The organism is Nocardioides sp. Iso805N (assembly GCF_000364605.1).
Classification (GTDB): Bacteria; Actinomycetota; Actinomycetes; order Propionibacteriales; family Nocardioidaceae; genus Nocardioides.
In genome coordinates, this window is the sequence record NZ_KB822576.1 from 35026 (window position 1) to 60052 (window position 25027).

Consider the following 25027-nt stretch of genomic DNA (forward strand, 5'->3'; position numbering starts at 1 on the left):
GGAGTCTAGGGCGTCGGCGGCGGGGCGGCGCCGTCCCGTTCGTCGCGGTCGGCCCACTCCAGCAGCGGGGCGATGTCGTAGACGTGGTCATCGATGTCGGCGTGCAGGTCACCGAGCCGGGCGAAACGCTCGGGCACCGTCGCGATGGTGAAGTCGCGAGGGTCAGCCTCGTCGATCTCCTCCCATCGGATCGGCGTGGAGACGCGCGCATCGGGCAGACCGCGCACGGAGTAGGCGGCAGCGATGGTGTGGTCCCGGGTGTTCTGGTTCCAGTCCACAAAGACGGCTGCCGGATCGCGATCCTTCTTCCACCACGTGGTCGTGACGTCGCCGCCCGCACGGCGCTCGACCTCGCGGGCGAAGGCGAGGGCGGCACGGCGTACGTCGGGGAAACCGTGGTCGGGCGCGATCCGGACGTAGATGTGCATCCCCTTGCTGCCCGAGGTCTTGGGGTAGCCGACCGCACCGAGGTCGTCGAGCACCTCGTGGGCGACATGCGCGGCCCGGCGTACGTCGTCGTAGGTCGACGCCGGACCGGGATCGAGATCGATCCGCCACTCGTCCGGCTGCTCGGTCTCCGCACGACGACTGTTCCAGGGATGGAACTCCACCGTCGACATCTGCACCGCCCAGATCACCGCGCCGAGCTCGGTCACGCAGAGCTCGTCAGCGGTGCGCTTCCAGCGCGGGAAGAACAGCTGCACCGTCTCCACCCAGTCCGGCGCACCCGCCGGCAGCCGCTTCTGGTGCACCTTCTCCCCCGGCTCGCCGGTCAGGCCCTTGGGGAAGCGGTGCAGCATGCAGGGCCGCTCGTAGAGCGCGTTGACGATGCCGGGCCCCACGGCGAGGTAGTAGTCGACCAGATCCAGCTTCGTCGCCCCGCCGTCGAATCCGGCAGCTTGGGGGAAGTAGACCCGGTCCGGGTTCGTCACCTTGATGACGCGGTTGTCGACCTCGATCTCGACGGAGGGCGGTGATGACGGCACGCTGCGAGCCTAGCCAGCCCGGACGGGTTGCGAGTGTCAGCGTGACCCAGGGACCACGCTGAGACTCACAACGCTCAGCTGTCCAGCGCCAGTGCGCCCGCGAACCCAAGCATGATCACGCCCACCCCCGCGTCGATGCCGCGGCGTACGCGCTCCTGGCGGATGAAGGTCATCGCGCCGTGCGCGACGAGAGTGATGCTGACCAGGTAGATGCCACCCAGCACCGCGAGGGTGAGCGCATAGGCCATCAGCTCGGCGAACCCGGCGTCCGAGCTGACGAACGGCGGCAGCACGGCCAGGTAGAACGCCAGCGCCTTCGGGTTGGTAAAGGTCGAGACGAAGCCCTGACGCATCGCTGCGTGCGGCGCCAGCCGGGTGCCACCGCCCGACTTCCAGCCGTCGCCGTCACCGCGCAGCCCTGCCCAGACCGCCTGCAGGCCGAGCCAGGCCAGGTAGACCACGCCGAACCAGCGCAGCACGTCGAAGACCGTGTGGGCGTTGCGGATCACCGCACCGAGGCCGGTCGCCGCGAGGACGCCGAGGACGACGTTGGCGGCGATGATGCCGGCGACGGTCCACAGCCCGCGCTGCCTCCCACCAGCCACCGTCACGCGCAGCGTGATGAACGTGTCCGGCCCGGGCGCGAGCGCGAGCAGCACGGCGAAGAGCAGGAAGGTCGGGTAGGTGCTCATCGCGCCGCCCCCTTGCGAAGCACGGCGATGAACATCGCGTCGGTGCCGTGCCGGTGCGGCCACAGCTGCACCGTGCCGGCCAGCGGCCCTCGCGCTTCAGGTACGCCGCCGGCCACGCCCGACACGGGCTCGAGCGTCACGTTCGGGTCCTCGTCGCAGAGGGCAGCCACCACGTCGCGGGTCTCCTCGAGCACCGGGCTGCAGGTCGCGTAGACCACCACGCCTCCAGGTCGGACCAGGTCGAGGGCGGAGCGCAGCAGGTCGCGCTGCAGCGGGACCAGCTCGGTGATGTCGGCGGGGCGGCGGCGCCAGCGGGCCTCGGGGCGTCGGCGCAGCGCACCGAGCCCGCTGCACGGGGCGTCGACCAGCACCCGGTCGAAGGATCCGGGTGCGAACGGCGGCCGGATGCCGTCAGCGGCGACCACGCGCGCGACCCCGTTCGCGCGGACCAGGCCGGCGCGGTGCGGCGCTCGCTCGTTGCCGATCAGCACGGCACCGGCCTCGTTCGCTAATGCATCGAGCAGTGCCGCTTTGCCGCCGGGGCCGGCGCACAGGTCCAGCCACAGCTCGTCACGACCGGAGACGGGTGCCTCGGAGAGGGCTAGTGCGACCAGCTGCGAGCCCTCGTCCTGCACCCCCGCGCGCCCCTCGGCCACGGCCGCGATCCCGGCGGGTGAGCCGCCGGCGAGCGTCACGCCGTACGGCGAGAAGCGGGTGGGCTCCCCCACGATCTCGTCCCGGACCGCGCGGCCCGGTCGAGCCACCAACGTCACCCGCGGCGGCTCGTTGTCCGCGGCCAGCAGCGCCTCGAGCTCATCGGGGACGCCGAGGGCATCACGCAGCAGCTCGACCATCCACGCCGGGTGCGACGTGCGCTCCGGCAGCGCCATCCCGTCGGTCCACTCCGCCAGCGAACGCTCGGCGACCTTGCGCAGCACCGCGTTGCTGAACCCGCCGGCACCGGGGCCGACCTTCGACTTCACCAGGTCGACGGTGGTGGCGATGGCGGCATGCGTCGGCACCCGCATGGCGAGGAGCTGGTGGGTGCCGAGCCGCAGCGCGTCGAGCACCTTCGCCTCGACCTTGGCCAGCGGGCGGTCGATGCAGCGGGCCAGGATCGCGTCGTAGGTCCCGCGGCCGCGCAGCGTGCCAGAGGCGAGCTCGGTGGCGAAGGCGGCGTCGCGTCCGCTCAGGCCGAGCCGGCCGAGCACGTGCGGCAGCACGAGGTTGGCGTAGGCATCCTCGACGCGGACGGCCTTGAGCACCTCGAACGCCGCCAGCCTCGCCGGGTCGACAGGCGCGCGGCCACTGCGCGGCGGCGTACCGGGGCGGCGGCCCTGGCCACGTCCCCCGCGCGACTCACGCCTCGAACCGGACACCGGACTCCACCCGCGCACCGCGCGCCCAGTCGGCGGCGGACATCTCCTTGCGGCCGTTCGCCTTCGCCGTGCCGAGCCGCACCGCGACAGTGCCGGTGCCGACGAGGACCTCGTTCTTGCGCACCTCGAGGGTGCCCGGCTCGAGCTTCTCGTCGGTGAGCTGCACGGGGCCGATCTTGAATCGCTCGCCGTCCAGCAGTGTCCAGGCGCCCGGCGCCGGCGAGCACGCGCGGATCTGCCGCTCGATGCCTGCCGCGGGGTGGGTCCAGGTGATCTGCGCGTCCTCGGGGTTGATCTTGGCGGCATAGGTGATGCCGTCGCTCGGCTGCTCGCGGGCGACCAGCGAACCGTCGGCGATCCCGTCCAGGGTAGCGACCAACAGGCCGGCACCGCCCTCGGCGAGCTTGGCCAGCAGCGTGCCGGCGGTGTCGTCGGGGCGGATCGTCTGCGTCATCAGGCCGTACGTCGGACCTGCATCGAGCTCCTTGACGATCCGGAACGTGGTGGCGCCGGTGATCTCCTCGCCCTCCCAGATCGCGCGCTGCACCGGGGCCGCTCCCCGGTAGGAGGGCAGCAGCGAGAAGTGCAGGTTGACCCAGCCGTGCTCGGGGATGTCCAGGGCGCTCTGCGGCAGCAGCGCGCCGTAGGCGACCACCGGACAGACGTCCGGGGCGAGCGCCTTGAGCTGCTCCTGGAAGGCGGGATCGCGCGGGTGGTCCGGCTTGAGCACGGGTACGCCGAGCTCCTCAGCCCGCTGCGCCACCGGAGACGCGACCAGCTTGCGGCCGCGGCCGGTGGGTGCGTCGGGGCGGGTGACGACGCCGACCAGCTCGTGCCCACTGGCGGCGATGGCGTCCAGCGAGGGCACCGCGACGTCCGGGGTGCCGGCGAAGACACAGCGCATGTCAGGACCTTCCGGGTCGGGTCATCGGCCAGTGCCGAACATCGGGTGCGGGCTGACCTTGACCGCGGGCTTCTCGAGCCCGAACCAGTCCGACTCCCGGATCTCGCGCATCGCAACCTTGCGGGAGGCCTCGTCCAGCCGGTCGATGAACAACACGCCGTCCAGGTGGTCGGTCTCGTGCTGGATCGCTCGGGCCAGCAGCTCCGAGCCTTCGACGGTGATCGGGTCGCCGTGCATGTTGAAGCCGTTCGCCACCACGTGCAGCGCGCGCCGGGTGTCGTAGGTCAGGCCCGGCAACGACAGGCAGCCCTCGCCGCCGTCCTGGCACTCCTCCGACAGCGTCAGCTGCGGGTTGACGAGGTGGCCGACCTCGCCGTCGACGTACCACGTGAAGACCCGCAGGCCGACGCCGATCTGAGGTGCCGCCAGACCCGCGCCGGGGGCGTCGAGCATGGTCTCGGTGAGGTCCTCGACGAGCCGACGCAGCTCCTTGTCGAAGTCGACGACCTCGGTCGCGCGTCGGCGCAGGACGGGATCGCCGAAGAGGCGGATGGGCTGAACGGCCATGGCGGTCAGTCTAGGCGAGCGAGCGGTTCCGGCTGCGACCGCGCCCACCGGCGCAGCGCTCACAGGGTCGGCGGGTCGACCTGGATCCGCACCGGGTCGAGACGCCGCGCCGAGCGCAGCCGTTGCAGCTCGCCCAGCGCGGCCGAGAGTGCCGCTCCCTCGCTGTGCGGTACCCGGACCACCAACCGCTGCTCCCCCTCCTCGAGACTCTCCCCACCGGCGCCATCGAGCGGAACCGGACCGAGCAGCTCGGCGTGATCCGGGAGGGCCAGCAGGGTTCGGGCATCGGCCAGCGCGCCCGCCTCGCCGGTGAGCGATGCCAGCCGCGACGCGGGGGGAAGATGGGCCAGCGCCCGCTGGTCGGCATCGCGGACGGCGAAGCCGGGTTGGTCCCAGCGCACCAGCGCCTGCACGGCAGGATGCCCGGGATCGCCGACCAGCAGCACCCGACCGCCGGGCATGACCAGGCCTGCCGCGTTGCTCCACCGGCGCAGCGCCTCCTCCTCGGTGCGCAGGTCGGGTCGGCCAAGGGCGAGCCAGGTGTCCAGCAGCAGCACAGCGGCGTAGCCGGACTCGGCCGCCGGCTCCGCGCCCGGCGTCGCGACCACGATCGCCGGCCGGCCGGGCACCGTCTCCAGCACGCGGTCGCCGCTGGAGGACACCACGCGCACTCCAGGGAAGGCACGGCCGAGCTCCTCGGCGGTGCGAGCATCGCCCACCACCGGTGCGCGCAGCCCATGGCCACCGCACGCAGGGCAGGACCATGCCTCGGCCTCGATCCCGCACCAGCGGCACCGAGGCGGCGTGACCGGACCGGTCAGCTCAAGCGGGCCGGTGCAGGTGGTGCAGCGCGCCGGCGTGCGGCAGGTGTCGCAGGCCAGGGCGGCCGCATAGCCACGCCGCGGCGTCTGCACCAGGACAGGGCCCTGCTCCAGAGCGCTCTTGATGATGGCGAAGGCGTCACGGGGCACCCGCGAGACCCGCGCCAGCGGGTCACGCTCCAGGTCGAAGTCGGTGGCGCCGGTGACCGCCACCGTCACCCGGCCTCGGGCCAGCGCCCGGCTCGGCGCGATCGGATGCGCCCATCCGGTGCGGACCAGCTGGTCAGCCTCGACGGTGCGGGCGAAACCGCCGATCAGCGCAGCTGCCCCCTCGTGGTCGGCCCGGAGCACCAGCACCTCGCGAGCGTGCGGGTAGGGAGCTCGCGGCTCTGCATGGTTGTCGTCGCCGTCGTCCCACAGCGCCACCATGCCGAGGTCGCGGACCGGGGCGAGCGCGGCGGCGCGGGTGCCGACGACGACGCGCACCGCACCGCGGGCCACCGCGAGGAAGGAACGGTAGCGCTCGGCCGGGCCCGCGTCGGCCGTGAGCGCGACATGGTGCCCCGGCCCCAGCACGCTCTCCAGCGCAGCGGATAGCCGCGCGACGGCCTTGCGGTCGGACACGACCAGCAGGCTGCCCCGGCCACTCGCCAAGGTGGCGGCGGCGGCCTCGGCGAGCAACTGCGGCCAGTCGGTCCCGGCGGCGGCGTGCCACACCGTCCGCGGTGCGCCGCCGTCGCGCAGGTGACGCAGGAACGCCGCGCCGGGCTCGTGCTCGGCCCACGCGCGCTCCGCCGAGGCAGCGTCCCAGCGCACGGGCATCGGAGCCGGGGTCGATGCCTCGCGCTCAGTGGTGGCGTGCCGGGCCGGGACCGCAAGCCGCAGCACGTCCGAGCGGGTCCCGGCGTACCGCTCCGCGATCGTCGCCGTCAGCGCGGCCACCTCCGCCGAGAGCACCTGCTCAGGGCTGACGACCCGACGCAGCGGCGCGAGCTTGCCGGGGTGATCGCTCTGCGCGGCCCGGGCCACGACGTAGCCGTCGACGTCCTGGCCGGCGAAGCGCACCTTGACCCGCACGCCGGGGCGAGCGGTGTCGGCCATGGCCACCGGCACGGCGTAGTCGAAGGGGCGATCGAGGTGCGCCAGCGGCACGTCGACCAAGACCCGGGCGACCGGATCGACCTCGGTGATCTCGGCCTCAGCGGCCTTGCGCTGCTTGGTGGCGCGAGCCTTGGCTCGCCCCTCGGCCACCCGGTCACGGACGAAGCCCGGCAGCTCGAGGAGCTGGTCGGCGTCGGATCCGGGGTCGGTCATGGGCGCAGTTCTACCAGCGCCCACCGACACCGTCTGACTCAGCTTTGGTAAAGACCCGCCGATGGTAACCTCCGCAGGCTGTGCCCACGGGGACAGGAGACATCGCCGACCATGCCGAGGATCGGCACTGACCATGGGGCTCTCGTGAGGCACATTCGATGAGGATCAACCACGGCGCCGTGGCCGACCACAGTCTCGCGCTGGTCGGCGTCGCGGCGCTCGTGTGCCTGGCAGGCGCCTGGGCCACCTCCCGCTTCTTCCAGCGGATGACCGACGGCGAGGACGAACGCGGCGCCTGGCTGTTCCTGACCGCGCTGGCCAGCGGGGTGACGATCTGGTGCACCCACTTCGTGGACATCCTCGGCTACCGCCCTGGCGTCGCCATGGAGCTCGACTGGACCCTGACGGCGATCTCCCTGGTCATCGCGGTCGCCGGCAGCGCGGCCGGCTTCCTGCTGGCGGCCGGCATCGGTCGCTTCGCCGGCTGGCCCGCGCTCGGAGGTGCCGTCGTCGGGCTCTCGGTCTCCTCGATGCACTACGTCGGGATGACCGCCATGCACATGCCGGGCTCGATGTCGTGGGACTCCGAGCTCGTCGTGCTGTCGGTGACGCTCGGCGTCATCCCGGCGGTCCTCGCCCTGCAGGCGGCCCGGTCCGGCTCCCGGCACGCCGCGAACCAGATGTGCCTGCTCTTCGCCGCCTCCGTGGTCCTCATGCACTTCACCGGCATGGCCTCGATGCGCCATGGCTCGGGCATGGCCGGGATGGACATGGGGACGCCGATGAACCAGGCCTCGCAATACGCCCTCGCCATCGCCATCGCCGTCATGTCCTTCGTCACGATCGGCGCCGGCATGGTGGGCTACGTCATCGACGGCCACACCCGCGCGGTGACGCTGGAGCGCTTCCGCCGGCTGGCGATGTACGACGTCCTCACCGGCCTCCCCAACCGCGCCAGTCTCAACGACCGGCTTGACGAGGAGATCGAGCGCGCGCGGCAGCACGAGGGGCGGCTGGGCCTGATCGTGATCGACGTGGACAACTTCAAGGAGATCAACGACCTGCGCGGGCACCCGGCAGGCGATGAGGTGCTCCGCGTGCTCGGCGCCCGGATGGCGGAGCTCACCCAGGGTGAGGACGGTGCGTTCATCGCCCGGATGGGCGGCGACGAGTTCGTCGCGCTCTGCCGGCTGGATGGTTCGCGCGGGCTGACCGGCTTCGTCGACGACCTGCGCCGGGTGCTCGCCCCCTCGATCGCCCTGGGCGCGGAGACCATCGTGCCCCGCGCCAGCATCGGCGCTGCAGTCTTCCCCGACCACGCCGACGACGCGGAGACGCTGGTCAACAACGCCGACCTGGCCATGTATCGCGCCAAGAGCGATCCCCTGCACAACGTGTGCCTGTACGACGCGTCGCTCGACGGACGGACCCGCTCGCGACGCGGACTCTCCGCTGACCTGCGTGAGGCGCTCGACCGCGACGAGCTGTTCCTGCACTACCAGGTGCAGACGGCGGTGGAGACAGGCGAGCCCCTCGGCTACGAGGCGCTGCTGCGTTGGCAGCACCCCCAGCGGGGCCTGATCTCTCCCGACGAGTTCATCCCGCTCGCCGAGGACACCCGGCTGATCGTGCCGATCGGCGCATGGGTGCTGCGCACGGCGTGCGCGGAGGCGGTGCGCTGGGAGCCGCCGTACCGGGTCTCGGTCAACGTCTCCGCCGTCCAGCTCATCGAGCCCGGCCTGGCCGACACCGTCCGCGACGTGCTGGCCGAGACCGGCCTGCCCGCGGACCGGCTCGAGCTCGAGATGACCGAGACGGCCGTCTTCACTGACCGCGAGCACGCGCTGCGCACCTTGGAGGAGGTCAAGGCGATGGGCGTCGGGGTGGCACTCGATGACTTCGGCGTCGGCTACTCCTCCCTCGACGCGCTGCGGTCCTTCCCCTTCGACCGGATCAAGATCGACAGGTCCTTCTTCTCCGGCAGCGGTACGCCCCAGCAGACAGTCGAGCTGATCCAGACGGTGCTGTCCCTGGGCCGCACCTTCGGGATGGCGGTGCTCGCCGAGGGGATCGAGACCGATGATCAGCTCGCCCTGCTCAGCGAGGCAGGCTGCGGCGAGGCGCAGGGCTTCCTGTTCGGCCGACCGACGGCGCTGGAGGACATCCTCCTGACCGGCCAGCTCACCCGAGCCCAGTAGTAGCCCAGCCCGAAATCGCCGAGTCGGCGCATCCTCCGCTGAGGATGCGCCGACTCGGCGATGGTTCGCGGGCGACCGGTCAGGCGCCGGCGGCGGCCTTCAGCGCCTCCGCGCGGTCGGTCTTCTCCCAGGTGAACTCCGGGAGCTCGCGGCCGAAGTGGCCGTAGGCGGCGGTCTTGGCGTAGATCGGCCGCAGCAGGTCGAGGTCGCGCACGATGGCGCCCGGACGCAGGTCGAAGGTCTCCAGGACGGCCTTCTGGATGTTCTCCACCGGCACGGTCTCGGTGCCGAACGTCTCGATGAAGACGCCCACCGGGTGTGCCTTGCCGATGGCGTAGGCGACCTGGACCTCGGCGCGACGGGCCAGGCCCGCGGCGACGATGTTCTTGGCGACCCAACGCATCGCGTAGGCGGCCGAGCGGTCGACCTTGGACGGGTCCTTGCCGGAGAAGGCACCGCCACCGTGACGGGCCATGCCGCCGTAGGTGTCGACGATGATCTTGCGGCCGGTCAGGCCGGCGTCACCCATCGGGCCACCGACCACGAAGCGACCGGTCGGGTTGATGTGCAGCTTGTAGCCGTCGAACGGCACCGAGGTCTTGAACTGCTCCAGGACCGGCTCGATGACGTACTGCTTGATGTCGGCGCCCAGCTGCTCCTGGGTGACGTCCTCGGCGTGCTGCGTGGACAGCACCACGGTGTCGACGCGTACGGCGCGGTTGTCCTCGTCGTACTCGATCGTCACCTGCGTCTTGCCGTCCGGGCGAAGGTAGGCGAGCGTGCCGTCCTTGCGCACCGCGGTGAGCCGCTCGGCGAGCGTCTGCGCGATCTTGATCGGCAGGGGGAACAGCTCCGGGGTGTCGTCGCAGGCGTAGCCGAACATCAGGCCCTGGTCGCCGGCGCCCTGCTTGTCGAGCGCGTCCTCGGAACCGGAGAGCCGGTTCTCCTCGGCGGTGTCGACGCCCTGGGCGATATCAGCGGACTGAGCGCCGATGGCGACCTGCACGCCGCAGGAGTTGCCATCGAAGCCCTTCTCCGAGGAGTCGTAGCCGATCTCGAGGATCTTCTCGCGCACCAGCTGTGCGACCGGCGCGTAGGCCGACGTGGTGACCTCGCCGGCCACCACCACCAGACCCGTGGTGAGCAGCGTCTCGACGGCCACGCGGCTCTTGGGGTCGTGCTCGAGGAGGTAGTCCAGGACGGTGTCGCTGATCTGGTCAGCGATCTTGTCCGGGTGGCCCTCGGTCACAGACTCGGAGGTGAAAAGACGTCCGGTCACGAATGTGCTCCGTTTCTTGATCGGATGAGTGCAGTTAGCGTAGCGGGCGGTCAGAGCCGCGCCACGATGTGGTCCACGATCACCTGGGCGAGCGCGTTCTTGCTGCCCTGGGGGACCTCCGCGGCGGTGCCGTCGGAGCCCAGGATGACCGCTTCGTTCTCGGCGCTGCCGAAGACAGCGCCGCCACTGACGTCGTTGACGACCAGAAGGTCGCAGCCCTTGCGAGCCAGCTTGGCGCGGGCCAGGTCGAGGACCGAGCCGGTGGCGTCACCGGTCTCGGCGGCGAACCCGACCACCACCTGGCCAGGTCTGCTGCGGTGCTGGCTGAGCTGCTTGAGGATGTCGGCGTTCTGGGCCAGCTCGATCGTCGGCGCCGACCCGTCGGCGGCCTTCTTGATCTTCGCCTCCGAGACGCTGATCGGTCGGAAGTCGGCCGGCGCCGCCGCCATCACCACCGCGTCGGCGCTCGCCGCTGCGGTCAGCATCGCGTCGTGCAACTGGGCGGTGGTCTCCACCCGCACCACCTTGACGCCGGCAGGCTCGGGCAGTGTCACGTTGGCGGCGACCAGAGTTACCTCGGCGCCACGAGCGGCGGCGGCCCGGGCAATGGCGTAGCCCTGCAGCCCGCTCGAGCGGTTTCCGAGGAAGCGCACCGGGTCGAGGTATTCCCGGGTGCCGCCCGCGCTGACCACGACGTGTCTGTCGGTCAGGTCAGTGGCACCGCTGCGGGCCAGCACGGCTTGGCACAGCTCGAAGATCTCGACCGGGTCGGGCAGGCGGCCCTTGCCGGTGTCCTTGCCGGTCAGCCGGCCCTCGGCGGGATCGATCACGATCGCCCCGCGGCGACGCAGCGTGGCGACGTTCTCCCGGGTGGCCGGGTGCTCCCACATCTCGGTGTGCATCGCCGGGGCGAAGACCACCGGGCAGCGCGCCGTCAGCAGGGTGTTGGTCAACAGGTCGTCGGCCAGGCCCTGCGCCGCGCGCGCCAACGTGTTGGCAGTGGCCGGCGCCACCACCACCAGATCAGCGTTCTGCCCGAGCCGCACATGCGGGACCTCGGTGATGTTCTCGAACACCTCGGTGGCCACCGCCTTGCCCGAGAGCGCCTCCCAGGTAGGGGCACCCACGAACTCCAGGGCCGCGGCGGTCGGGACGACCGTTACGTCGTAGCCCCCCTCGGTGAACCTGCGCAGCAGCTCCGCCGCCTTGTAGGCCGCGATGCCGCCGGAGACGCCGAGGACGACCCGGGGTCTCGGTCCCTGGACCCGTTGCCCTTCAACGACGACCGGCCGCTGCCCCGATGGGGCAGCGGCCGACGTGTTGTGCTGAGTCGTCAGAGCCGACTCACTCGCTCGCAGCGAACGGGTCGTCCGTCGTCGCGGCGCGAGCGGCAGCCTCCTCGGCGGCCAGCTCAGCCGGGTCGACATCCTCGCAGGTGAGCAGGTCGTCGTTGATCTCACGCAGAGCGATCGAGAGCGGCTTCTCCTGGACGTGGGTGTCCACGAGCGGGCCGACGTACTCAAGCAGGCCCTCACCGAGCTGGGAGTAGTACGCGTTGATCTGGCGGGCGCGCTTGGCGCTGTAGAGAACCAGCTTGTACTTGCTGTCGGTCTTCGTGAGCAGGTCGTCGATCGAAGGGTTGGTCACGCCCTGGGCGTCGATTGCGGGAGCAGCCACGGTTAAGCCTCACTGGTCTTCGGATCGGGGTCGCCCGCACGGAATCCCGCGCCAAGCTTCATCAAGGCTACCAACTCGTCGGCGGCGGCACGAACTTCGCGGTTGACGATGGTGACATCGAACTCCGCCTCGGCGGCCAGTTCGACCCTCGCGGTCTCCAACCGCCGCTCGCGCTCGGCCTCGGTCTCGGTGCCGCGGCCGACGAGTCGCCGGACGAGCTCGTCCCACGACGGCGGTGCCAGGAACGCGAACACAGCGTCCACCCCGGGGATCCGATCGAGCGTACGGCGCACCTGCCGAGCCCCCTGCAGGTCGATCTCCAGCAGCGCCGGACGTCCGGCTGCCAGGGCCTCCTCCACCGGTCTGCGCGGGGTGCCGTAGCGGGCGACCTTGTGCACCGTCGCCCACTCCAGCAGCTCGTCGTCGGCGATCATCCGGTCGAACTCCTCCTCGGAGACGAACCAGTAGTGCACGCCGTCGACCTCGCCCGGGCGAGGTGCCCGGGTGGTCGCGGAGACCGAGATCCACACGTCCGGGTGGCCCGACCGGATGGCGGCGGCGACGGTGCCCTTGCCGACCGCCGTCGGGCCGGCGAGCACCACCAGCCGGTGCGTAGCGCCGAGCTGGCCCGTGCTGTCAGAACCCGCCAGATCAGGCTCATTCACGCCCGGCGAACTCCTCGCCCAGCGCGGCTATCTGCTTGGCACCCAAGCCGGCGACACGACGGCTCTCGGCGATGCCGAGCCGCTCCATCACCTGACGGGCGCGGACCTTGCCCAGCCCGGGCATGGCCTGGAGCAGGTCGAGGACCTTCATCCGGCCGACGACATCGTTGGCCTGGCCCTCCTTGATCACCTCGAGGATGGTGGCACCCGAGCTCTTCAGCCGGTTCTTGACCTCGGCCCGCTCCCGACGGGAGGCCGCGGCCTTCTCCAGTGCGGCCTGACGTTGTTCGGGGGTGAGCGGAGGAAGTGCCACAGAGTCCTACTTCATGATCTCGGGTTGACGGGCGGGGTGCGGTCCGCGCCAATCTAGTCAGAACGCTCCGAGGCGGCAACGGCGACCCCGCCTCGTCAGGTCCTACAGCGACAGCGGGGTGTGGCAGACGTCGCGAGCCTGCTGCTGCACGGCGTCCAGCGCGGCGACGGTCGCGGTGCTCCCGAGCGCGGTGGCAGCGGCGGCGATGGCCTGTCGCTGGACCGCGCTGACACCGGTGGGCGGGGTCTTGGCGTCGTACGTCTTGGGGTCGACACCGGCAGTGGCGAGCGCCTTCTGCAGGCCGGAGAGCCGTTTCACCACGGTGTCCCAGTCCGGGCGGATGTCATCGGGTGCCTTGGCCTGCAGGGTGCGGAAGATCGGCAGGGCCTCGATCAGTGCCGCCTCTCCCCCGTCGCCGAGGACCTTCGAGAGCCGGGCCTGGTTGTCCTCGACGCTGCCGCAGTAGGCGTCGGTCGAGGTGCCGCCGCAGGCCGCCAGACCTGCGAGGCCGCTCAGCAGTGCGACGGCCGCAGCGGCGCCCCGTACGAAGCGGTGGCCGCAACGGCGTGTCGGCCACCCGTTCGTACGGGGCACGCGACCAGGGACGTCCACGACTCAGCGCACTCCGGACTCGACGAGCTCGGCATTGGTCGCCAGCGCGGCGTCGCGCAGCGCGCTCACGTCGGGACCGTGCCGCAGCAGCCCGCGCGAGGACGACGGCAGCACCGGCAGGTCCCCGAAGATCCGCTTGATGTCAGCAGCGGTGCCACCCTGCTCGCCGAAGCCGGGGGCCAGGATCGGGCCGTTGAATCCCAGCTCGGTGCCGGCGTCACCGATCGTCGCGCCGACGACGGCACCGAACGAGCCGAACGGCTTGGCACCGTGGTTGAGCGCCGCCAGGTGGTCGAACATGCGGGCTGCCACGGTCTCCCCCGTCTCCGTGGTCGCGCGCTGCACCTCGGGACCCTCCTTGTTCGAGGTCAGGCCGAGCACGAACAGACCTGCACCGAAGCGCCGCGCGGTGTCGACGAACGGGTCGAGTGAGCCGAAGCCGAGGAACGGGCTGACCGTGATCGCATCGGAGGCCAGCGGAGAGGTCGGGTCGAGGTAGGCGTCGGCGTACGCCTGTGAGGTCGAGCCGATGTCGCCCCGCTTGACGTCGAGCAGCACCAGCGCGCCCGCGGCGCGCGACTCCGCGATCACCCGTTCGAGCACGGCGATGCCACGCGACCCGAAGCGCTCGTAGAAGGCACTCTGGGGCTTGATCACCGATACGTACGGCGCTAACCCCTCGACGGCCGTGAGCGCGAACCGCTCCAGTCCGGCGACGTCGTCGCCGAGTCCCCACGCGCCCAGCAGCGCGGCGTGCGGGTCGATGCCCGCACACAGCGGCCCCCGGGCCTGGACGGCGGCGTGCAGCCGCTCACCGAAGGTGCTCATGTCTCCCACTTTCTCTGTTCGCGCTCGTGGATGAAGCCTGGATGCCTACCATCTGGCCATGCAAACGGAGTCCTTCGCGACGCGCCTCGACGCTCGTGTCGCCGAAGCGCTCGACAAGCGTCTCGTGGACCGGGTCGGCAGCGGACGGAGCACCTGGCTGGCGCGGGTCGCGGCCTTCGTCCTCGTGACGCCGGTGCACCTCGCGAGTGTCGTCCTCACACTCGGCGGGATCGCGTTGGTGGTGCTCGGCGCGGGCTGGTGGCAGTGGGTCATGGCGGCCTTCCTGCTGGCGATCGCCTGGACGACCAGGCCACACCTCGGCGGGCGTGCCGCTTCGGGCAGTGTGCTCCTCACCTCGGACCGCGCGCCGGCCCTGACCGCGCTGGTCGGCGACGTCGTCCGTCGCCTCGGGACCCGACCGCCTGACGAGATCCGCCTCGATGCCGACTTCAACGCCTTCGTCGCCCCTCGAGGTGTTCGCGGACGACAGCTCGTCCTCGGAGCGCCGCTGTGGGCCGCGCTCGGACCGCAGGCGCGCGTCGCGCTGCTCGGCCACGAGCTCGGTCACCTCGCGCACGGCGACCTGCTCAGCCTGCGCTACGTCGGCAGCGCCTACCGCACCCTCGGTCGGTGGGTGGACCTGCTGGATCCGCTCGGTGCCGAGATGTACAAGCACTCCACACCTATTCTCGTCCGGGCGATGATGGCTCCCCCGCGGCTGTTGGTGGTCGGCTACCTGCACCTGCTGGATGCGGTGAACTCGGCGTCGTCGCGGCGCCAGGAGCTCTACGCCGACCTGGCCTCGGCGCTGGTCGGCGGCACCGATGGCGCGGTCGACTGCCTTGAGTCCGTTCTCATGGGCGATGCCGTCGACGTGGTCGCCAATCGGGCCGCCGTGGATCCGACGCGCCCCGACCTGGGGGAGGCGATCGCGACGCGGATGGAATCCTACGACTCCGGACAGCGTGCCGGCGCGCGTCGCCTCGCCCAGGACGACCGCCGCAGCATCGACGCGAGCCACCCTCCGACGGTCGACCGCATCCGCCTGATCGAGTCGGTCGAGCGCATGCCGCCGGGCATCGTCCTCGACCCCGACCGCAGCCGACTGATCGACAAGGAGCTCGCGCCTTACCTGAGCCGGATGTTCAAGAAGTTGGGTGAGAACTACCGCTACGTCCGGTGAAGCGGCCACGAAGCTCACGCAGACAGACCCGCGGCAACGCGCCGCGGCCACAGCGGACCCTCGTAGATGAACGCCGTGTAGCCCTGCAGCAGGTCGGCGCCCGCCTCGAGCCGCTCGACCGCGTCCTCGACGGTCTCGATGCCGCCCACTCCGATGAGGGTGAGGCGACGTCGTCCTGAGTCCGTCGTCGGGTCGCCGACGCGCTCGCGCAGCATCCGGATCACCTCCACCGCTCGCGGACGCAGCGGACGGCCCGACAGGCCGCCGGCGCCGATCTCGCTGAGCTCGTGCGGATGCGCCCGGAGGCCGTCGCGGCTGATCGTCGTGTTGGTCGCGATGATGCCGTCCAACCCGATCGCGAGCGCCATGTCGGCCACCGCGAGGACGTCCTCATCGGCCAGGTCGGGCGCGATCTTGACCAGCAGCGGGACCCGGGTCTGTGTCGAGGCGTCGGCCGTACGCCGTACGTGCTCCAGCAGCGGCTGCAGCCGCTCGGTCGACTGCAGGTTGCGCAGACCCGGCGTGTTGGGCGAGGAGACGTTGACCACGAGGTAGTCGGCGTATGGCGCCAGCAGCCGGGTGGACTTGGCGTAGTCGGCCTCGACCGCGGCCTGGTCGTCCTCGGGGACGACCTTGGTCTTGCCGATGTTGACCCCGAGCACCGGCCGCTGCCGCTCCGGGTGCCGCCCCAGCCGCTCGGCCCGGTGTCGCAGCCGGTTCGCGACGACCGCGGCGCCGTCGTTGTTGAAGCCCATCCGGTTGACCACGGCGCGGTCGTTGACCAGCCGGAACAGTCGCGGCTGCGGGTTGCCCGGCTGGGGCTCGCCGGTGACCGTGCCGATCTCGACATGGCCGAAGCCGAGCCCGGCCAGGGCGTCGATGCCGACCGCGTTCTTGTCGAAGCCCGCGGCCAGGCCCAGGGCGTTGGGGAAGGTGAGCCCCAACGCCCGGACCGGGGTTCCGGGGAACGCTCGACGGGAGAGCACCGGGCCGGCCGCGCGGATGGCGGCGAAGGCCTGGCGGTGCGCCTCCTCCGGATCGGACTTGACCAGGAACTGGTCGAAGAGCAGCCGGTACGGACCCGGCATCAACGCACCTCGGCGCCGGTGGACAGAGCCGCCCACTCCTGCAGCGACCGGACACCGATGCCACCCGCCCGCAGCGCGGCGATGCCCTGGACCGCTGCTGCGGCCCCCTGCACGGTGGTGATGCACGGCGTACCGGACAGGACGGCCGCCGAGCGGATCTCGTAGCCGTCGGCGCGGGCGCCGGTGGCCGACCCGTTCGGGGTGTTGACGATGAGGTCGATCTCCCCGTCGAGGATCTGGCCGACGACGGTCTTCTCACCGTCGGGGCCGACGCCGGCGGAGTGCTTGCGCACCACCGTGGACGGGATGCCGTTGCGACGCAGCACCTCGGCGGTGCCCTCGGTGGCGAGGATCTCGAAGCCGTAGTCGGCCAGCACCCGGGCCGGGAAGATCATCGTCCGCTTGTCCCGGTTGGCGATCGAGATGAACACCTTGCCGGACGTCGGGAGCGGCCCGAAGGAGCCGGCCTGCGCCTTGGCGAACGCCTTGCCGAAGTCGGCGTCGAAGCCCATCACCTCGCCGGTCGACTTCATCTCCGGACCGAGGACGGTGTCGACGAACTGGCCCTCCTTGGTGCGGAACCGGTTGAACGGCAGCACCGCCTCCTTGACCGCGATCGGCGCGTCGGCCGGCAGCATGCCGCCGTCGCCGCTCGCCGGCAGGACACCGGCCGTGCGCAGGTCGGCGATCGACTCGCCGAGCATCACCCGCGCGGCGGCCTTGGCGAGCGAGGTGCCCGTCGCCTTGGAGACGAACGGCACGGTCCGCGACGCCCGCGGGTTGGCCTCGATCACGTAGAGGACATCGGCCCCGAGCGCGAACTGGATGTTGATCAGCCCGCGTACGCCGACGCCGCGCGCGATCGCCTCGGTCGCCTGCCGGATGCGATCGATCTCGGACCTGCCGAGCGTGATCGGCGGCAGTGCGCAGGACGAGTCACCGGAGTGGATGCCCGCCTCCTCGATGTGCTCCATCACGCCGCCGAGGAACAGCTCGGTGCCGTCGTAGAGCGCGTCGACGTCGATCTCGACCGCGTCGTCGATGAAGCGGTCGACCAGCACCGGACGCTCGGCGGTGATGCCGATGTCGCCCATCGCGGCCTCGATGTAGGTGCGCAGCGCGTCGTCGTCGTAGACGATCTGCATGCCGCGCCCGCCGAGCACGTAGGAGGGCCGGACCAGGACCGGGTAGCCGATCTCGTGTGCAATGTCGCGGGCCTCCTCGAAGGAGACCGCCGTACCGTGCTTGGGGGCGACCAGGCCGGCCTCCGCCAGCACCCGGCCGAACGCGCCGCGCTCCTCGGCCAGGTCGATCGCCTCCGGCGAGGTACCGACGATCGGTACGCCGGCGTCCTGCAGCCGCTGTGCCAGGCCGAGCGGCGTCTGGCCGCCGAGGGTCGCGATCACGCCGGCGATCGGGCCGGCTGCCCGCTCGGCCTCGACGATCTCGAGCACGTCCTCGAAGGTGAGCGGCTCGAAGTAGAGCCGGTCGGAGGTGTCGTAGTCGGTCGAGACCGTCTCCGGGTTGCAGTTGACCATGATCGTCTCGTAGCCGACCTTGGACAGCTCCAGGGCGGCGTGCACGCAGGAGTAGTCGAACTCGATGCCCTGACCGATCCGGTTCGGGCCCGACCCGAGAATGAGCACCGCGGGACGCTCGCGGGGGGCGACCTCGGTCTCCTCGTCGTAGGAGGAGTAGTGGTAGGGGGTCTTGGCGGCGAACTCCGCAGCACAGGTGTCGACCGTCTTGTAGACCGGCCGCACCCCGAGCTCGAAGCGGGCCGCGCGGACCTCGTCCTCGCTCAGCCCGCGGATCTCGGCGATCTGGACGTCGGAGAGACCGTGCCGCTTGGCCAGCCGCAGCGTGGCGGCGTCGAGCTCGGCGGCGTCGCGGACGACTCCGGCGACCTCGTGGATGAGGAAGAGCTGGTCGACGTACCAGGGATCGATCTTGGTGGCGTCGAAGATCTGCTCGGGGGTGGCACCGGCGCAGACGGCCTGCATGACCTTCTGCAGCCGACCGTCGTGCGGCACCTTGATCGCGTCGAGCAGCCCGTCGAGGAAGGTCGAGCCGTCGCCGAGGTGGTGCACTGCGCGCTTGCCCATCTCCGGGGTGAGCGTGAACTCGAACTGCGCGCCCTTCTTCTCCTGGCTGCGCAGCGCCTTGTTCAGCGCCTCGGTGAAGTTGCGGCCGATCGCCATCGCCTCGCCGACAGACTTCATGTGGGTGGTCAGGGTGGCATCGGCGGTCGGGAACTTCTCGAACGCGAACCGCGGCACCTTGACCACCACGTAGTCCAGGGCCGGCTCGAAGGAAGCGGCCGTGGACCCCTGGGGGCCCGCGGTGATGTCGTTCTCGATCTCGTCCAGGGTGTAGCCGATCGCGACCTTGGCGGCGATCTTGGCGATCGGGTAGCCGGTCGCCTTCGAGGCCAGCGCCGAGGAGCGTGAGACGCGCGGGTTCATCTCGATGACGATGACCCGGCCGTCGGCGGGGTTCACGGCGTACTGGATGTTGCAGCCGCCGGTGTCCACGCCGACCTCGCGGATGATGCCGATGGCAAGGTCGCGCAGGTACTGGTACTCGCGGTCGGTGAGGGTCATCGCCGGGGCGACGGTGATCGAGTCACCGGTGTGGACGCCCATCGGGTCCAGGTTCTCGATCGAGCAGATGATCACGACGTTGTCCGCCTTGTCGCGCATCACCTCCAGCTCGTACTCCTTCCACCCGATGATCGACTCCTCGATGAGGACCTCGGTCGTCGGCGAGGCGGAGAGGCCGGCGCCGGCGATGCGGTGCAGGTCGACCTCGTCGTAGGCGATGCCCGAGCCGAGACCGCCCATGGTGAAGGAGGGCCGCACCACGATCGGGTAGCCGAGCTCCTCGGTGGCCTTCTCCACCTCGTCCATCGAGTGGCACACGAAGGAGCGGGCGACCTCGCCGCCCACCTTGCGAACGATGTCGTTGAACAGCTCGCGGTTCTCGCCGCGGTGGATGGCCTCGAAGGAGGCGCCGATCATCTCGACGCCGTACTTGGCCAGGACGCCGTTCTCGTGCAGGGCGGTCGCGGTGTTGAGCGCGGTCTGGCCACCCAGCGTCGGCAGGATCGCGTCGGGGCGCTCCTTCGCGATGACCTTCTCGACGAACTCCGGGGTGATCGGCTCGACGTAGGTGGCGTCGGCGAACTCCGGGTCGGTCATGATCGTGGCCGGGTTGGAGTTCACCAGGATCACGCGCAGGCCCTCGGCCTTGAGGATCCGGCAGGCCTGGGTGCCGGAGTAGTCGAACTCGCAGGCCTGGCCGATCACGATCGGGCCTGAGCCGATCACCAGGACGGACTTGATGTCTTCACGCTTCGGCATCAGATGCTCCCGTCCAGCAGGGCGACGAATCGGTCGAAGAGGTACGCCGCATCGTGCGGTCCGGCCGCAGCCTCCGGGTGGTACTGGACCGAGAAGCCCTTCAGCCTCCCGGGGGTCGAGCCTGTCGAGACCTCGCGCAGCTCCAGGCCCTCGACACAGTCGTCGTTGAGGTTGACGTGGCTGACGCGGGCCTCGCCGTACGGCGTGGTCGTGGCGGTGTCTCTCGGCGCGTCCACGGCGAAGCCGTGGTTGTGCGCGGTGACCTCGACCTTGCCGGTGGTGAGGTCCTGGACCGGCTGGTTGATGCCGCGGTGGCCGTACTTCAGCTTGTAGGTGCCGAAGCCGAGCGCGCGGCCGAAGAGCTGGTTGCCGAAGCAGATCCCGAAGTAGGGCAGATCGCGCTCCAGCGCCTGCTGCAGCACCTCGATCTGGCCGGTGGTGGCCGCCGGGTCGCCGGGGCCGTTGGAGTAGAAGAGACCGTCGGCCCCGACCGCGAGAACGTCCTCGATCGAGCTGGTCGCCGGGAGCACGTGCACCTCGATGCCGCGCTCGGCCATCCGGTGGGGCGTCATGTCCTTGATGCCGAGGTCGAGAGCGGCGACGGTGAACCGCTTCTCGCCCTGGGCCGGCACGACGTAGGCCTCGGTGGTGGAGACGGCCTCCGACAGGTTCGAACCGGCCATCTCGGCGGCGGCCTTCACCTTGTCGAGCAGCTTCTCGGGGTCGGTCTCGACGGTGGAGATCCCGACCCTCATCGAGCCGCGCTCGCGCAGGTGGCGGGTCAGCGCACGGGTGTCGATACCGGAGATCCCGACGATGCCCTGAGCCCTCAGCTCCTCATCCAGCGTGCGCTGCGCGCGCCAGTTGGAGGGGACTCGGGCTGGGTCACGCACGACGTAGCCGGCCACCCAGATCCGCTGGGACTCCGGGTCCTCGTCGTTCACACCGGTGTTACCGATGTGCGGTGCGGTCTGGACGACCACCTGGCGGTGGTAGGAGGGGTCGGTCAGCGTCTCCTGGTAACCGGTCATCCCGGTCGCGAAGACTGCCTCGCCGAAGGTCTCCCCCTCGGCGCCGTAGGACTCACCGTGGAAGGTGCGCCCGTCCTCGAGGACGAGCAATGCAGGGGTGGCGGCACGACTGTGCACCCGGGCCTCCTTCTCCGCCTCACAGGACGGTGCTTAAAGGATGTTCGGTTCCCGGCGACCTTATCAGCCGGCTGCACTCGGTCCGCCATCGCCTACCGTGACTCCATGACGACCTACGTAGCGCTGATCCGCGGCATAGGACCCGGCGATCCGCGCAAGTCCAACGAGTCGCTGCGCGGGGTGCTCGAGGAGCTCGGGTACGACGAGGTGAGGTCGGTCATCAGCAGCGGCAACGTGGTCTTCACCGCACCTGACTCCTCCTCCCCCGATGAGCTCGGAACGAGGATCGAGGCGGCCTGGCCCGAGCTGCGTGGCTTCAAGGCCACCACCATCGTCCGGTCCCGCGAGCAGCTCGAGCACCTGCTCTCCCAGGAGCCGTTCGGCGACGTGCCCCACGGCAAGGACTCGTATCAGCTGGTGTCGTTCTTCAAGCGTCCGATCACCGACGTCGCGACCCCGCCCGACGGCACCGCGCTGCGGGTCGTCGGTCTCGTGGACGGCGCTCTGTGCACGGTCTCCGATACCACCGTCACCGGCACTCCCGACACGATGGGGTGGATCGAGAGGACCTACTCCAAGGAAGTCACCTCGCGCACGCCGCTGACGCTGGCGCGGATCCTGAAGAAGATGAGCTGAGCTGTCCTGGCAGGAACCGTGGAGCGGAATGCGCACCTGGTGCGCACAACACTCCACGGTCTCGCTCAGGGGTGCTCGGCGACGAACCGCTGCGTGTGCGCGCAGCGCGAGCCGCCGTAGTGCCGCTCCAGCACCTCGGCGAAGACCGGCTCGTCCGGGGCCGCTGCCTCGAAGAGCGTCATCGATGAGCGGAGCTTCTCCTCGTCGATCGGCCCGAGGAGCTGCTCCGGCGTACCGGTGAAGGCCGACACGGCGTGCGCGGCCTCGAGCAGTCGCGGGCCGAGCACCGGGTCGTCGAGGTAGGCGCGGGCCTCGGCCAGCGAGCCGATGGCGTAGCGCTGCGCGGTCGGCGACGTACCGAGGCCTGCCACCTGCGGGAAGACGAACCACATCCAGTGGCTGGTCTTCCGGCCGGCGCGCAGCTCGGCCAGCGCCTGCTCGTGCACGCCACCGGCCTGGGCGGCGACGAATCGATTCAGGTCGAAGGCGTCCACGCTCATGGTCTCGAGGCTAGCGCTGTTCAGCCACCGAAGGTCCGCGCGCCCCGCAGCCACGTGCCGACCACCTGGCCGGTCAGCTTGCGCCCGTGCCAGGGGTTGTTGCGCGAGAGCGAGACCGACGCGTCACGGTCCACCACGTAGGAGGTCGACGGGTCGACCAGGGTGAGGCTGGCCGGCTCCCCGACCGCGACGGCGCCGCCGTGCTCCGCGAGGCCGGCGATCATCGCAGGCGCCTGCGACATGACCCGCGCGACGCCGGCCCAGTCGAGCCGGCCGGACTCGACCATGACAGAGGCGACGACCGAGAGCGCCGTCTCCAGACCGAGCATGCCGAAGGCGGCGTCGACGAACGCGTGCTCCTTGTCGTGCCGCGCGTGCGGCGCGTGGTCGGTGGCGACCGCGTCGATGGTGCCGTCGGCGAGCGCGTCGCGCAGCGCCTCGACGTCCTCGGCCGGGCGCAGCGGCGGGTTGACCTTGTACGTCGGGTCGTAGTCGCGCAGCAGATCGGTCGTGAGCAGCAGGTGGTGCGGGGTGACCTCTGCGGTCACGTCCCAGCGCCCATCCAACTTGGCGACCGACTTCGCCCAGCGGATCACCTCCACCGATCCTGCGGTCGAGACGTGTGCGACGTGGACGCGCGAGCCGGTGTGCCGGGCGAGCATCACGTCACGCGCGACGATCACCTCCTCGGCCACGCCCGGCCAGCCGGGCAGCCCCAGCTCGCCCGACAGTTGACCCTCGTGGCAGCACGCGGCGTGCGGGGCCAGGGCCGGGTCCTGGCTGTGCTGGGAGATCACGCCGCCGAACGCCTTGACGTACTCCAACGCGCGACGCATCACACGCGCATCGCCGACGCACCTGCCGTCGTCGGAGAAGACCCGGACGCGGGCGCGGGAGCGCGCCATCAGGCCGAGCTCGGCAAGCTCCTCGCCGGCCAGTCCCTTGGTGACAGCACCGACGGGCTGCACGTCCACCAGCCCCGCGGCACGGCCGAGGTCGTGAACCCGCTCGGCGGCCTCCGCGGTGTCGGTGACGGGGCTGGTGTTGGCCATCGCGAGGATGGCGGTGAACCCGCCGACCGCAGCGGCCTGCGATCCGGTGAGCACGGTCTCGGCGTCCTCACGGCCCGGCTCGCGCAGGTGGGTGTGCAGGTCGACCAGGCCGGGCAGCAGCACCAGCCCGTCCGCATCCACGACGGAGTCTGCGCGGCCCCCGCTGGCCGAGCCGGTCGAGACCCCGACCTCGCGGATCAGCCCGTCCTCGACGTACACGTCGGCGGTCTTCTGCCCCAGGATCGAGGCTCCCTTGATCAGCAGGCTCGTCACTGAGCTGCCTCCTCTCCGGCAAGCAGGTGGTAGAGAACGGCCATCCGGACGGCGACGCCGGCCGAGACCTGGTCCAGGATCAGGCTGTCCGCCGCATCGGCGGCGTCGGCTGCGATCTCCAGGCCCCGGTTCATCGGCCCCGGGTGCAGGATCGGCGTGCCAGGCTTGAGCGTTCCCAGTCGCTGGCGGGTGAGGCCGTAGCCGACCGTGTACTCCCGCGGCGAGGGGAAGTAGCCACCCGACATCCGTTCCTTCTGCACCCGCAGCATCATCACCGCGTCGGCCTCGGGCAGGACCGCGTCGAGGTCGTACGACGTCGCGAATCCGGCCTCCTCCGACCACGGGCCCACGCCGCTGGGCATCAGGGTCGGCGGCGCGACCGCGGTGACCGAGGCGCCGAGCTTGGTCAGCGACTTGATGTTGGAGCGGAACACCCGCGAGTGGGTCAGGTCCCCCACGATCGCTACGTGCTTGCCCTCCAGCGACCCGAGGCGTCGGGTGAGGGTGTAGCCGTCGAGCAGCGCCTGGGTCGGATGCTCGTGCGTCCCGTCGCCGGCGTTGATCACCGGGATGTCCAGCCAACCGGCGACCTGGTGCGCGGCACCCGACGCGGAGTGGCGCATGACCAGGCCGTCGATGCCCATCGCCGTCACCGTCAGGACGGTGTCGCGCAGCGACTCGCCCTTGGAGGTCGAGGAGCCCTTGGCGGAGAGGTTGATGACGTCGGCCGAGAGCCACTTGCCGGCGATCTCGAAGCTGGACCGGGTCCTGGTGGAATCCTCGAAGAAGAGGTTGATCACGGTGCGGCCGCGCAGCGCGGGCAGCTTCTTGACCTCGCGCTTCTGCACGTCGTGCATCTCGGCAGCGGTCTCGAACAGCTGATGGATGTCGGCGACGCTGACGTCGTCGATGCTGAGCAGGTGCCGAGTCATCGCGCGGCCTCCTGGCTGGGGACGTCGGTGATCTCGGCCCCGCCCGGAGGGCCACTGATCGACACAGCGTCGAGCCCGTCGACCTCGACCAGGCGCAGCCGAACACGCTCGGCCCGAGCGGTGGGCAGGTTCTTGCCGACGTGATCGGCCCGGATCGGCAGCTCGCGATGCCCTCGGTCCACGAGTACGGCGAGGCGCACGACCGCCGGCCGGCCCAGGTCGGAGAGTGCGTCCAGTGCCGCTCGGATCGTGCGGCCGGAGTAGAGCACGTCGTCGACCAGCACGACGGTCTTGCCGTCGATGCCCGTCCCGGGAAGCGCGGTGCGGTGCGGGGTGCGGGTGGGGTTGCTGCGCAGGTCGTCGCGATACATCGTGACGTCCAGGCTGCCGGTCGCGATGCTGGTCCCCTCGACCTCGGAGATCTTGGCGGCGATGCGCTTCGCCAGCGGAACGCCGCGGGTCTGCAGGCCCAGCAGGATCAGGTCCGCGGCGCCTTTGTTGCGCTCCAGGATCTCGTGGGAGATGCGGGTCAGCGCGCGGGCGATGTCGTCCGCGTCGAGGACGACCCGGCCCTCGTCAGGGTTCGCCGTCACAGCGAAGACCTCCTTCTCCGCCTCA

The 25027-nt window shown here is 70.8% G+C and carries 23 protein-coding genes; 3 read left to right on the forward strand and 20 right to left on the reverse strand.

The window, feature by feature from the left end:
• Positions 1-5: 5 nt before the first annotated feature.
• The 6 genes from H036_RS0104395 to H036_RS0104420 all read right to left on the reverse strand — a co-directional run bounded on the left by H036_RS0104395 (position 6) and on the right by H036_RS0104420 (position 6663).
• On the reverse strand, positions 6-986 hold the full coding sequence (locus H036_RS0104395; RefSeq protein WP_017933564.1) for a DNA polymerase domain-containing protein: 981 nt from the start codon (positions 984-986) through the stop codon (positions 6-8).
• A gap of 74 nt (positions 987-1060) precedes the next feature.
• Positions 1061-1678 carry a LysE family translocator gene (locus H036_RS0104400; RefSeq protein ID WP_017933565.1) on the reverse strand — a complete coding sequence of 206 codons (618 nt, stop codon included), beginning with the start codon at positions 1676-1678 and terminating at the stop codon, positions 1061-1063.
• Positions 1675-2958: an RsmB/NOP family class I SAM-dependent RNA methyltransferase gene (locus tag H036_RS0104405; RefSeq protein WP_442852437.1), complete on the reverse strand. Its 1284-nt coding sequence runs from the start codon at positions 2956-2958 to the stop codon at positions 1675-1677. Before H036_RS0104405 ends, H036_RS0104400 begins: the two co-directional genes overlap by 4 nt.
• A 79-nt stretch (positions 2959-3037) precedes the next feature.
• Entirely contained in the window at positions 3038-3961 is a 924-nt protein-coding gene (gene fmt, locus H036_RS0104410; RefSeq protein ID WP_017933567.1) for a methionyl-tRNA formyltransferase, read from the reverse strand.
• Positions 3962-3982: 21 nt separating this feature from the next.
• Positions 3983-4528, reverse strand: coding sequence for a peptide deformylase (gene def, locus H036_RS0104415; RefSeq protein ID WP_017933568.1), 546 nt, complete (start codon positions 4526-4528; stop codon positions 3983-3985).
• Positions 4529-4587: 59 nt separating this feature from the next.
• Positions 4588-6663: a primosomal protein N' gene (locus H036_RS0104420; RefSeq protein ID WP_017933569.1), complete on the reverse strand. Its 2076-nt coding sequence runs from the start codon at positions 6661-6663 to the stop codon at positions 4588-4590.
• 158 nt (positions 6664-6821) lie between these two features.
• On the opposite strand from H036_RS0104420, the gene H036_RS0104425 reads away from it, so the two are divergent.
• On the forward strand, positions 6822-8861 hold the full coding sequence (locus H036_RS0104425; protein WP_017933570.1) for a putative bifunctional diguanylate cyclase/phosphodiesterase: 2040 nt from the start codon (positions 6822-6824) through the stop codon (positions 8859-8861).
• A 79-nt stretch (positions 8862-8940) separates the two neighbouring features.
• Here H036_RS0104425 and metK read toward each other — a convergent pair whose 3' ends face one another.
• The 7 genes from metK to pyrF all read right to left on the reverse strand — a co-directional run bounded on the left by metK (position 8941) and on the right by pyrF (position 14235).
• On the reverse strand, positions 8941-10140 hold the full coding sequence (gene metK / locus H036_RS0104430; RefSeq protein WP_017933571.1) for a methionine adenosyltransferase: 1200 nt from the start codon (positions 10138-10140) through the stop codon (positions 8941-8943).
• A 50-nt stretch (positions 10141-10190) separates the two neighbouring features.
• On the reverse strand, positions 10191-11567 hold the full coding sequence (gene coaBC, locus H036_RS0104435) for a bifunctional phosphopantothenoylcysteine decarboxylase/phosphopantothenate--cysteine ligase CoaBC (RefSeq protein ID WP_017933572.1): 1377 nt from the start codon (positions 11565-11567) through the stop codon (positions 10191-10193).
• Entirely contained in the window at positions 11485-11817 is a 333-nt protein-coding gene (gene rpoZ, locus H036_RS0104440) for a DNA-directed RNA polymerase subunit omega (RefSeq protein ID WP_017933573.1), read from the reverse strand. Before rpoZ ends, coaBC begins: the two co-directional genes overlap by 83 nt.
• Positions 11818-11819: 2 nt before the next feature.
• Complete coding sequence (gene gmk, locus H036_RS0104445; RefSeq protein ID WP_017933574.1) at positions 11820-12482, reverse strand: guanylate kinase; 663 nt, start codon at positions 12480-12482, stop codon at positions 11820-11822.
• Positions 12475-12795: an integration host factor, actinobacterial type gene (mihF, locus tag H036_RS0104450; protein WP_017933575.1), complete on the reverse strand. Its 321-nt coding sequence runs from the start codon at positions 12793-12795 to the stop codon at positions 12475-12477. Before mihF ends, gmk begins: the two co-directional genes overlap by 8 nt.
• Positions 12796-12897: 102 nt before the next feature.
• Positions 12898-13389 (reverse strand): hypothetical protein, encoded by a 492-nt coding sequence (locus tag H036_RS0104455; RefSeq protein ID WP_026145779.1) that lies wholly within the window; start codon positions 13387-13389, stop codon positions 12898-12900.
• A gap of 21 nt (positions 13390-13410) precedes the next feature.
• Complete coding sequence (gene pyrF / locus H036_RS0104460; RefSeq protein ID WP_017933577.1) at positions 13411-14235, reverse strand: orotidine-5'-phosphate decarboxylase; 825 nt, start codon at positions 14233-14235, stop codon at positions 13411-13413.
• Positions 14236-14293: 58 nt separating this feature from the next.
• Between pyrF and H036_RS0104465 the strand changes: the two genes are divergently transcribed.
• Positions 14294-15418, forward strand: a complete 1125-nt coding sequence (locus H036_RS0104465) for a M48 family metallopeptidase (RefSeq protein WP_017933578.1) — start codon at positions 14294-14296, stop codon at positions 15416-15418.
• 14 nt (positions 15419-15432) lie between these two features.
• On the opposite strand, the gene H036_RS0104470 is transcribed toward H036_RS0104465, so the two are convergent.
• Genes H036_RS0104470 through carA form a run of 3 tightly spaced genes read right to left on the reverse strand, consistent with a single transcriptional unit; the run spans position 15433 to position 21016 of the window.
• Positions 15433-16506 carry a quinone-dependent dihydroorotate dehydrogenase gene (locus H036_RS0104470; RefSeq protein WP_017933579.1) on the reverse strand — a complete coding sequence of 358 codons (1074 nt, stop codon included), beginning with the start codon at positions 16504-16506 and terminating at the stop codon, positions 15433-15435.
• Positions 16506-19868 (reverse strand): carbamoyl-phosphate synthase large subunit, encoded by a 3363-nt coding sequence (gene carB / locus H036_RS0104475; RefSeq protein WP_017933580.1) that lies wholly within the window; start codon positions 19866-19868, stop codon positions 16506-16508. The genes H036_RS0104470 and carB overlap by 1 nt, the downstream gene beginning before the upstream one ends.
• Complete coding sequence (gene carA / locus H036_RS0104480) at positions 19868-21016, reverse strand: glutamine-hydrolyzing carbamoyl-phosphate synthase small subunit (protein ID WP_017933581.1); 1149 nt, start codon at positions 21014-21016, stop codon at positions 19868-19870. Before carA ends, carB begins: the two co-directional genes overlap by 1 nt.
• 105 nt (positions 21017-21121) lie before the next feature.
• Here carA and H036_RS0104485 point away from each other — a divergent pair, with 105 nt between their 5' ends.
• A complete protein-coding gene (locus tag H036_RS0104485; RefSeq protein ID WP_017933582.1) occupies positions 21122-21652 on the forward strand; it encodes a DUF1697 domain-containing protein in 531 nt (176 codons plus the stop codon).
• A gap of 65 nt (positions 21653-21717) precedes the next feature.
• On the opposite strand, the gene H036_RS0104490 is transcribed toward H036_RS0104485, so the two are convergent.
• Genes H036_RS0104490 through pyrR form a run of 4 tightly spaced genes read right to left on the reverse strand, consistent with a single transcriptional unit; the run spans position 21718 to position 25002 of the window.
• Positions 21718-22152 carry a DUF1810 domain-containing protein gene (locus H036_RS0104490; RefSeq protein WP_036487566.1) on the reverse strand — a complete coding sequence of 145 codons (435 nt, stop codon included), beginning with the start codon at positions 22150-22152 and terminating at the stop codon, positions 21718-21720.
• Between the two features lie 20 nt (positions 22153-22172).
• A complete protein-coding gene (locus H036_RS0104495; protein ID WP_017933584.1) occupies positions 22173-23477 on the reverse strand; it encodes a dihydroorotase in 1305 nt (434 codons plus the stop codon).
• Positions 23474-24409 carry an aspartate carbamoyltransferase catalytic subunit gene (locus tag H036_RS0104500; RefSeq protein WP_017933585.1) on the reverse strand — a complete coding sequence of 312 codons (936 nt, stop codon included), beginning with the start codon at positions 24407-24409 and terminating at the stop codon, positions 23474-23476. Before H036_RS0104500 ends, H036_RS0104495 begins: the two co-directional genes overlap by 4 nt.
• Positions 24406-25002, reverse strand: coding sequence for a bifunctional pyr operon transcriptional regulator/uracil phosphoribosyltransferase PyrR (gene pyrR / locus H036_RS0104505; protein ID WP_017933586.1), 597 nt, complete (start codon positions 25000-25002; stop codon positions 24406-24408). Before pyrR ends, H036_RS0104500 begins: the two co-directional genes overlap by 4 nt.
• Positions 25003-25027 lie beyond the last annotated feature (25 nt).

Coding starts and splice junctions, on each gene's coding strand:
- H036_RS0104400 (WP_017933565.1), bottom strand. CDS start 1,678: ATGAGCACCTACCCGACCTTCCTGCTCTTCGCCGTGCTGCTCGCGCTC.
- fmt (WP_017933567.1), bottom strand. CDS start 3,961: ATGCGCTGTGTCTTCGCCGGCACCCCGGACGTCGCGGTGCCCTCGCTG.
- def (WP_017933568.1), bottom strand. CDS start 4,528: ATGGCCGTTCAGCCCATCCGCCTCTTCGGCGATCCCGTCCTGCGCCGA.
- H036_RS0104420 (WP_017933569.1), bottom strand. CDS start 6,663: ATGACCGACCCCGGATCCGACGCCGACCAGCTCCTCGAGCTGCCGGGC.
- H036_RS0104425 (WP_017933570.1), top strand. CDS start 6,822: ATGAGGATCAACCACGGCGCCGTGGCCGACCACAGTCTCGCGCTGGTC.
- coaBC (WP_017933572.1), bottom strand. CDS start 11,567: ATGTCGACCCGGCTGAGCTGGCCGCCGAGGAGGCTGCCGCTCGCGCCG.
- pyrF (WP_017933577.1), bottom strand. CDS start 14,235: ATGAGCACCTTCGGTGAGCGGCTGCACGCCGCCGTCCAGGCCCGGGGG.
- H036_RS0104465 (WP_017933578.1), top strand. CDS start 14,294: ATGCAAACGGAGTCCTTCGCGACGCGCCTCGACGCTCGTGTCGCCGAA.
- H036_RS0104470 (WP_017933579.1), bottom strand. CDS start 16,506: ATGCCGGGTCCGTACCGGCTGCTCTTCGACCAGTTCCTGGTCAAGTCC.
- carB (WP_017933580.1), bottom strand. CDS start 19,868: ATGCCGAAGCGTGAAGACATCAAGTCCGTCCTGGTGATCGGCTCAGGC.
- H036_RS0104485 (WP_017933582.1), top strand. CDS start 21,122: ATGACGACCTACGTAGCGCTGATCCGCGGCATAGGACCCGGCGATCCG.
- H036_RS0104490 (WP_036487566.1), bottom strand. CDS start 22,152: ATGAGCGTGGACGCCTTCGACCTGAATCGATTCGTCGCCGCCCAGGCC.
- H036_RS0104500 (WP_017933585.1), bottom strand. CDS start 24,409: ATGACTCGGCACCTGCTCAGCATCGACGACGTCAGCGTCGCCGACATC.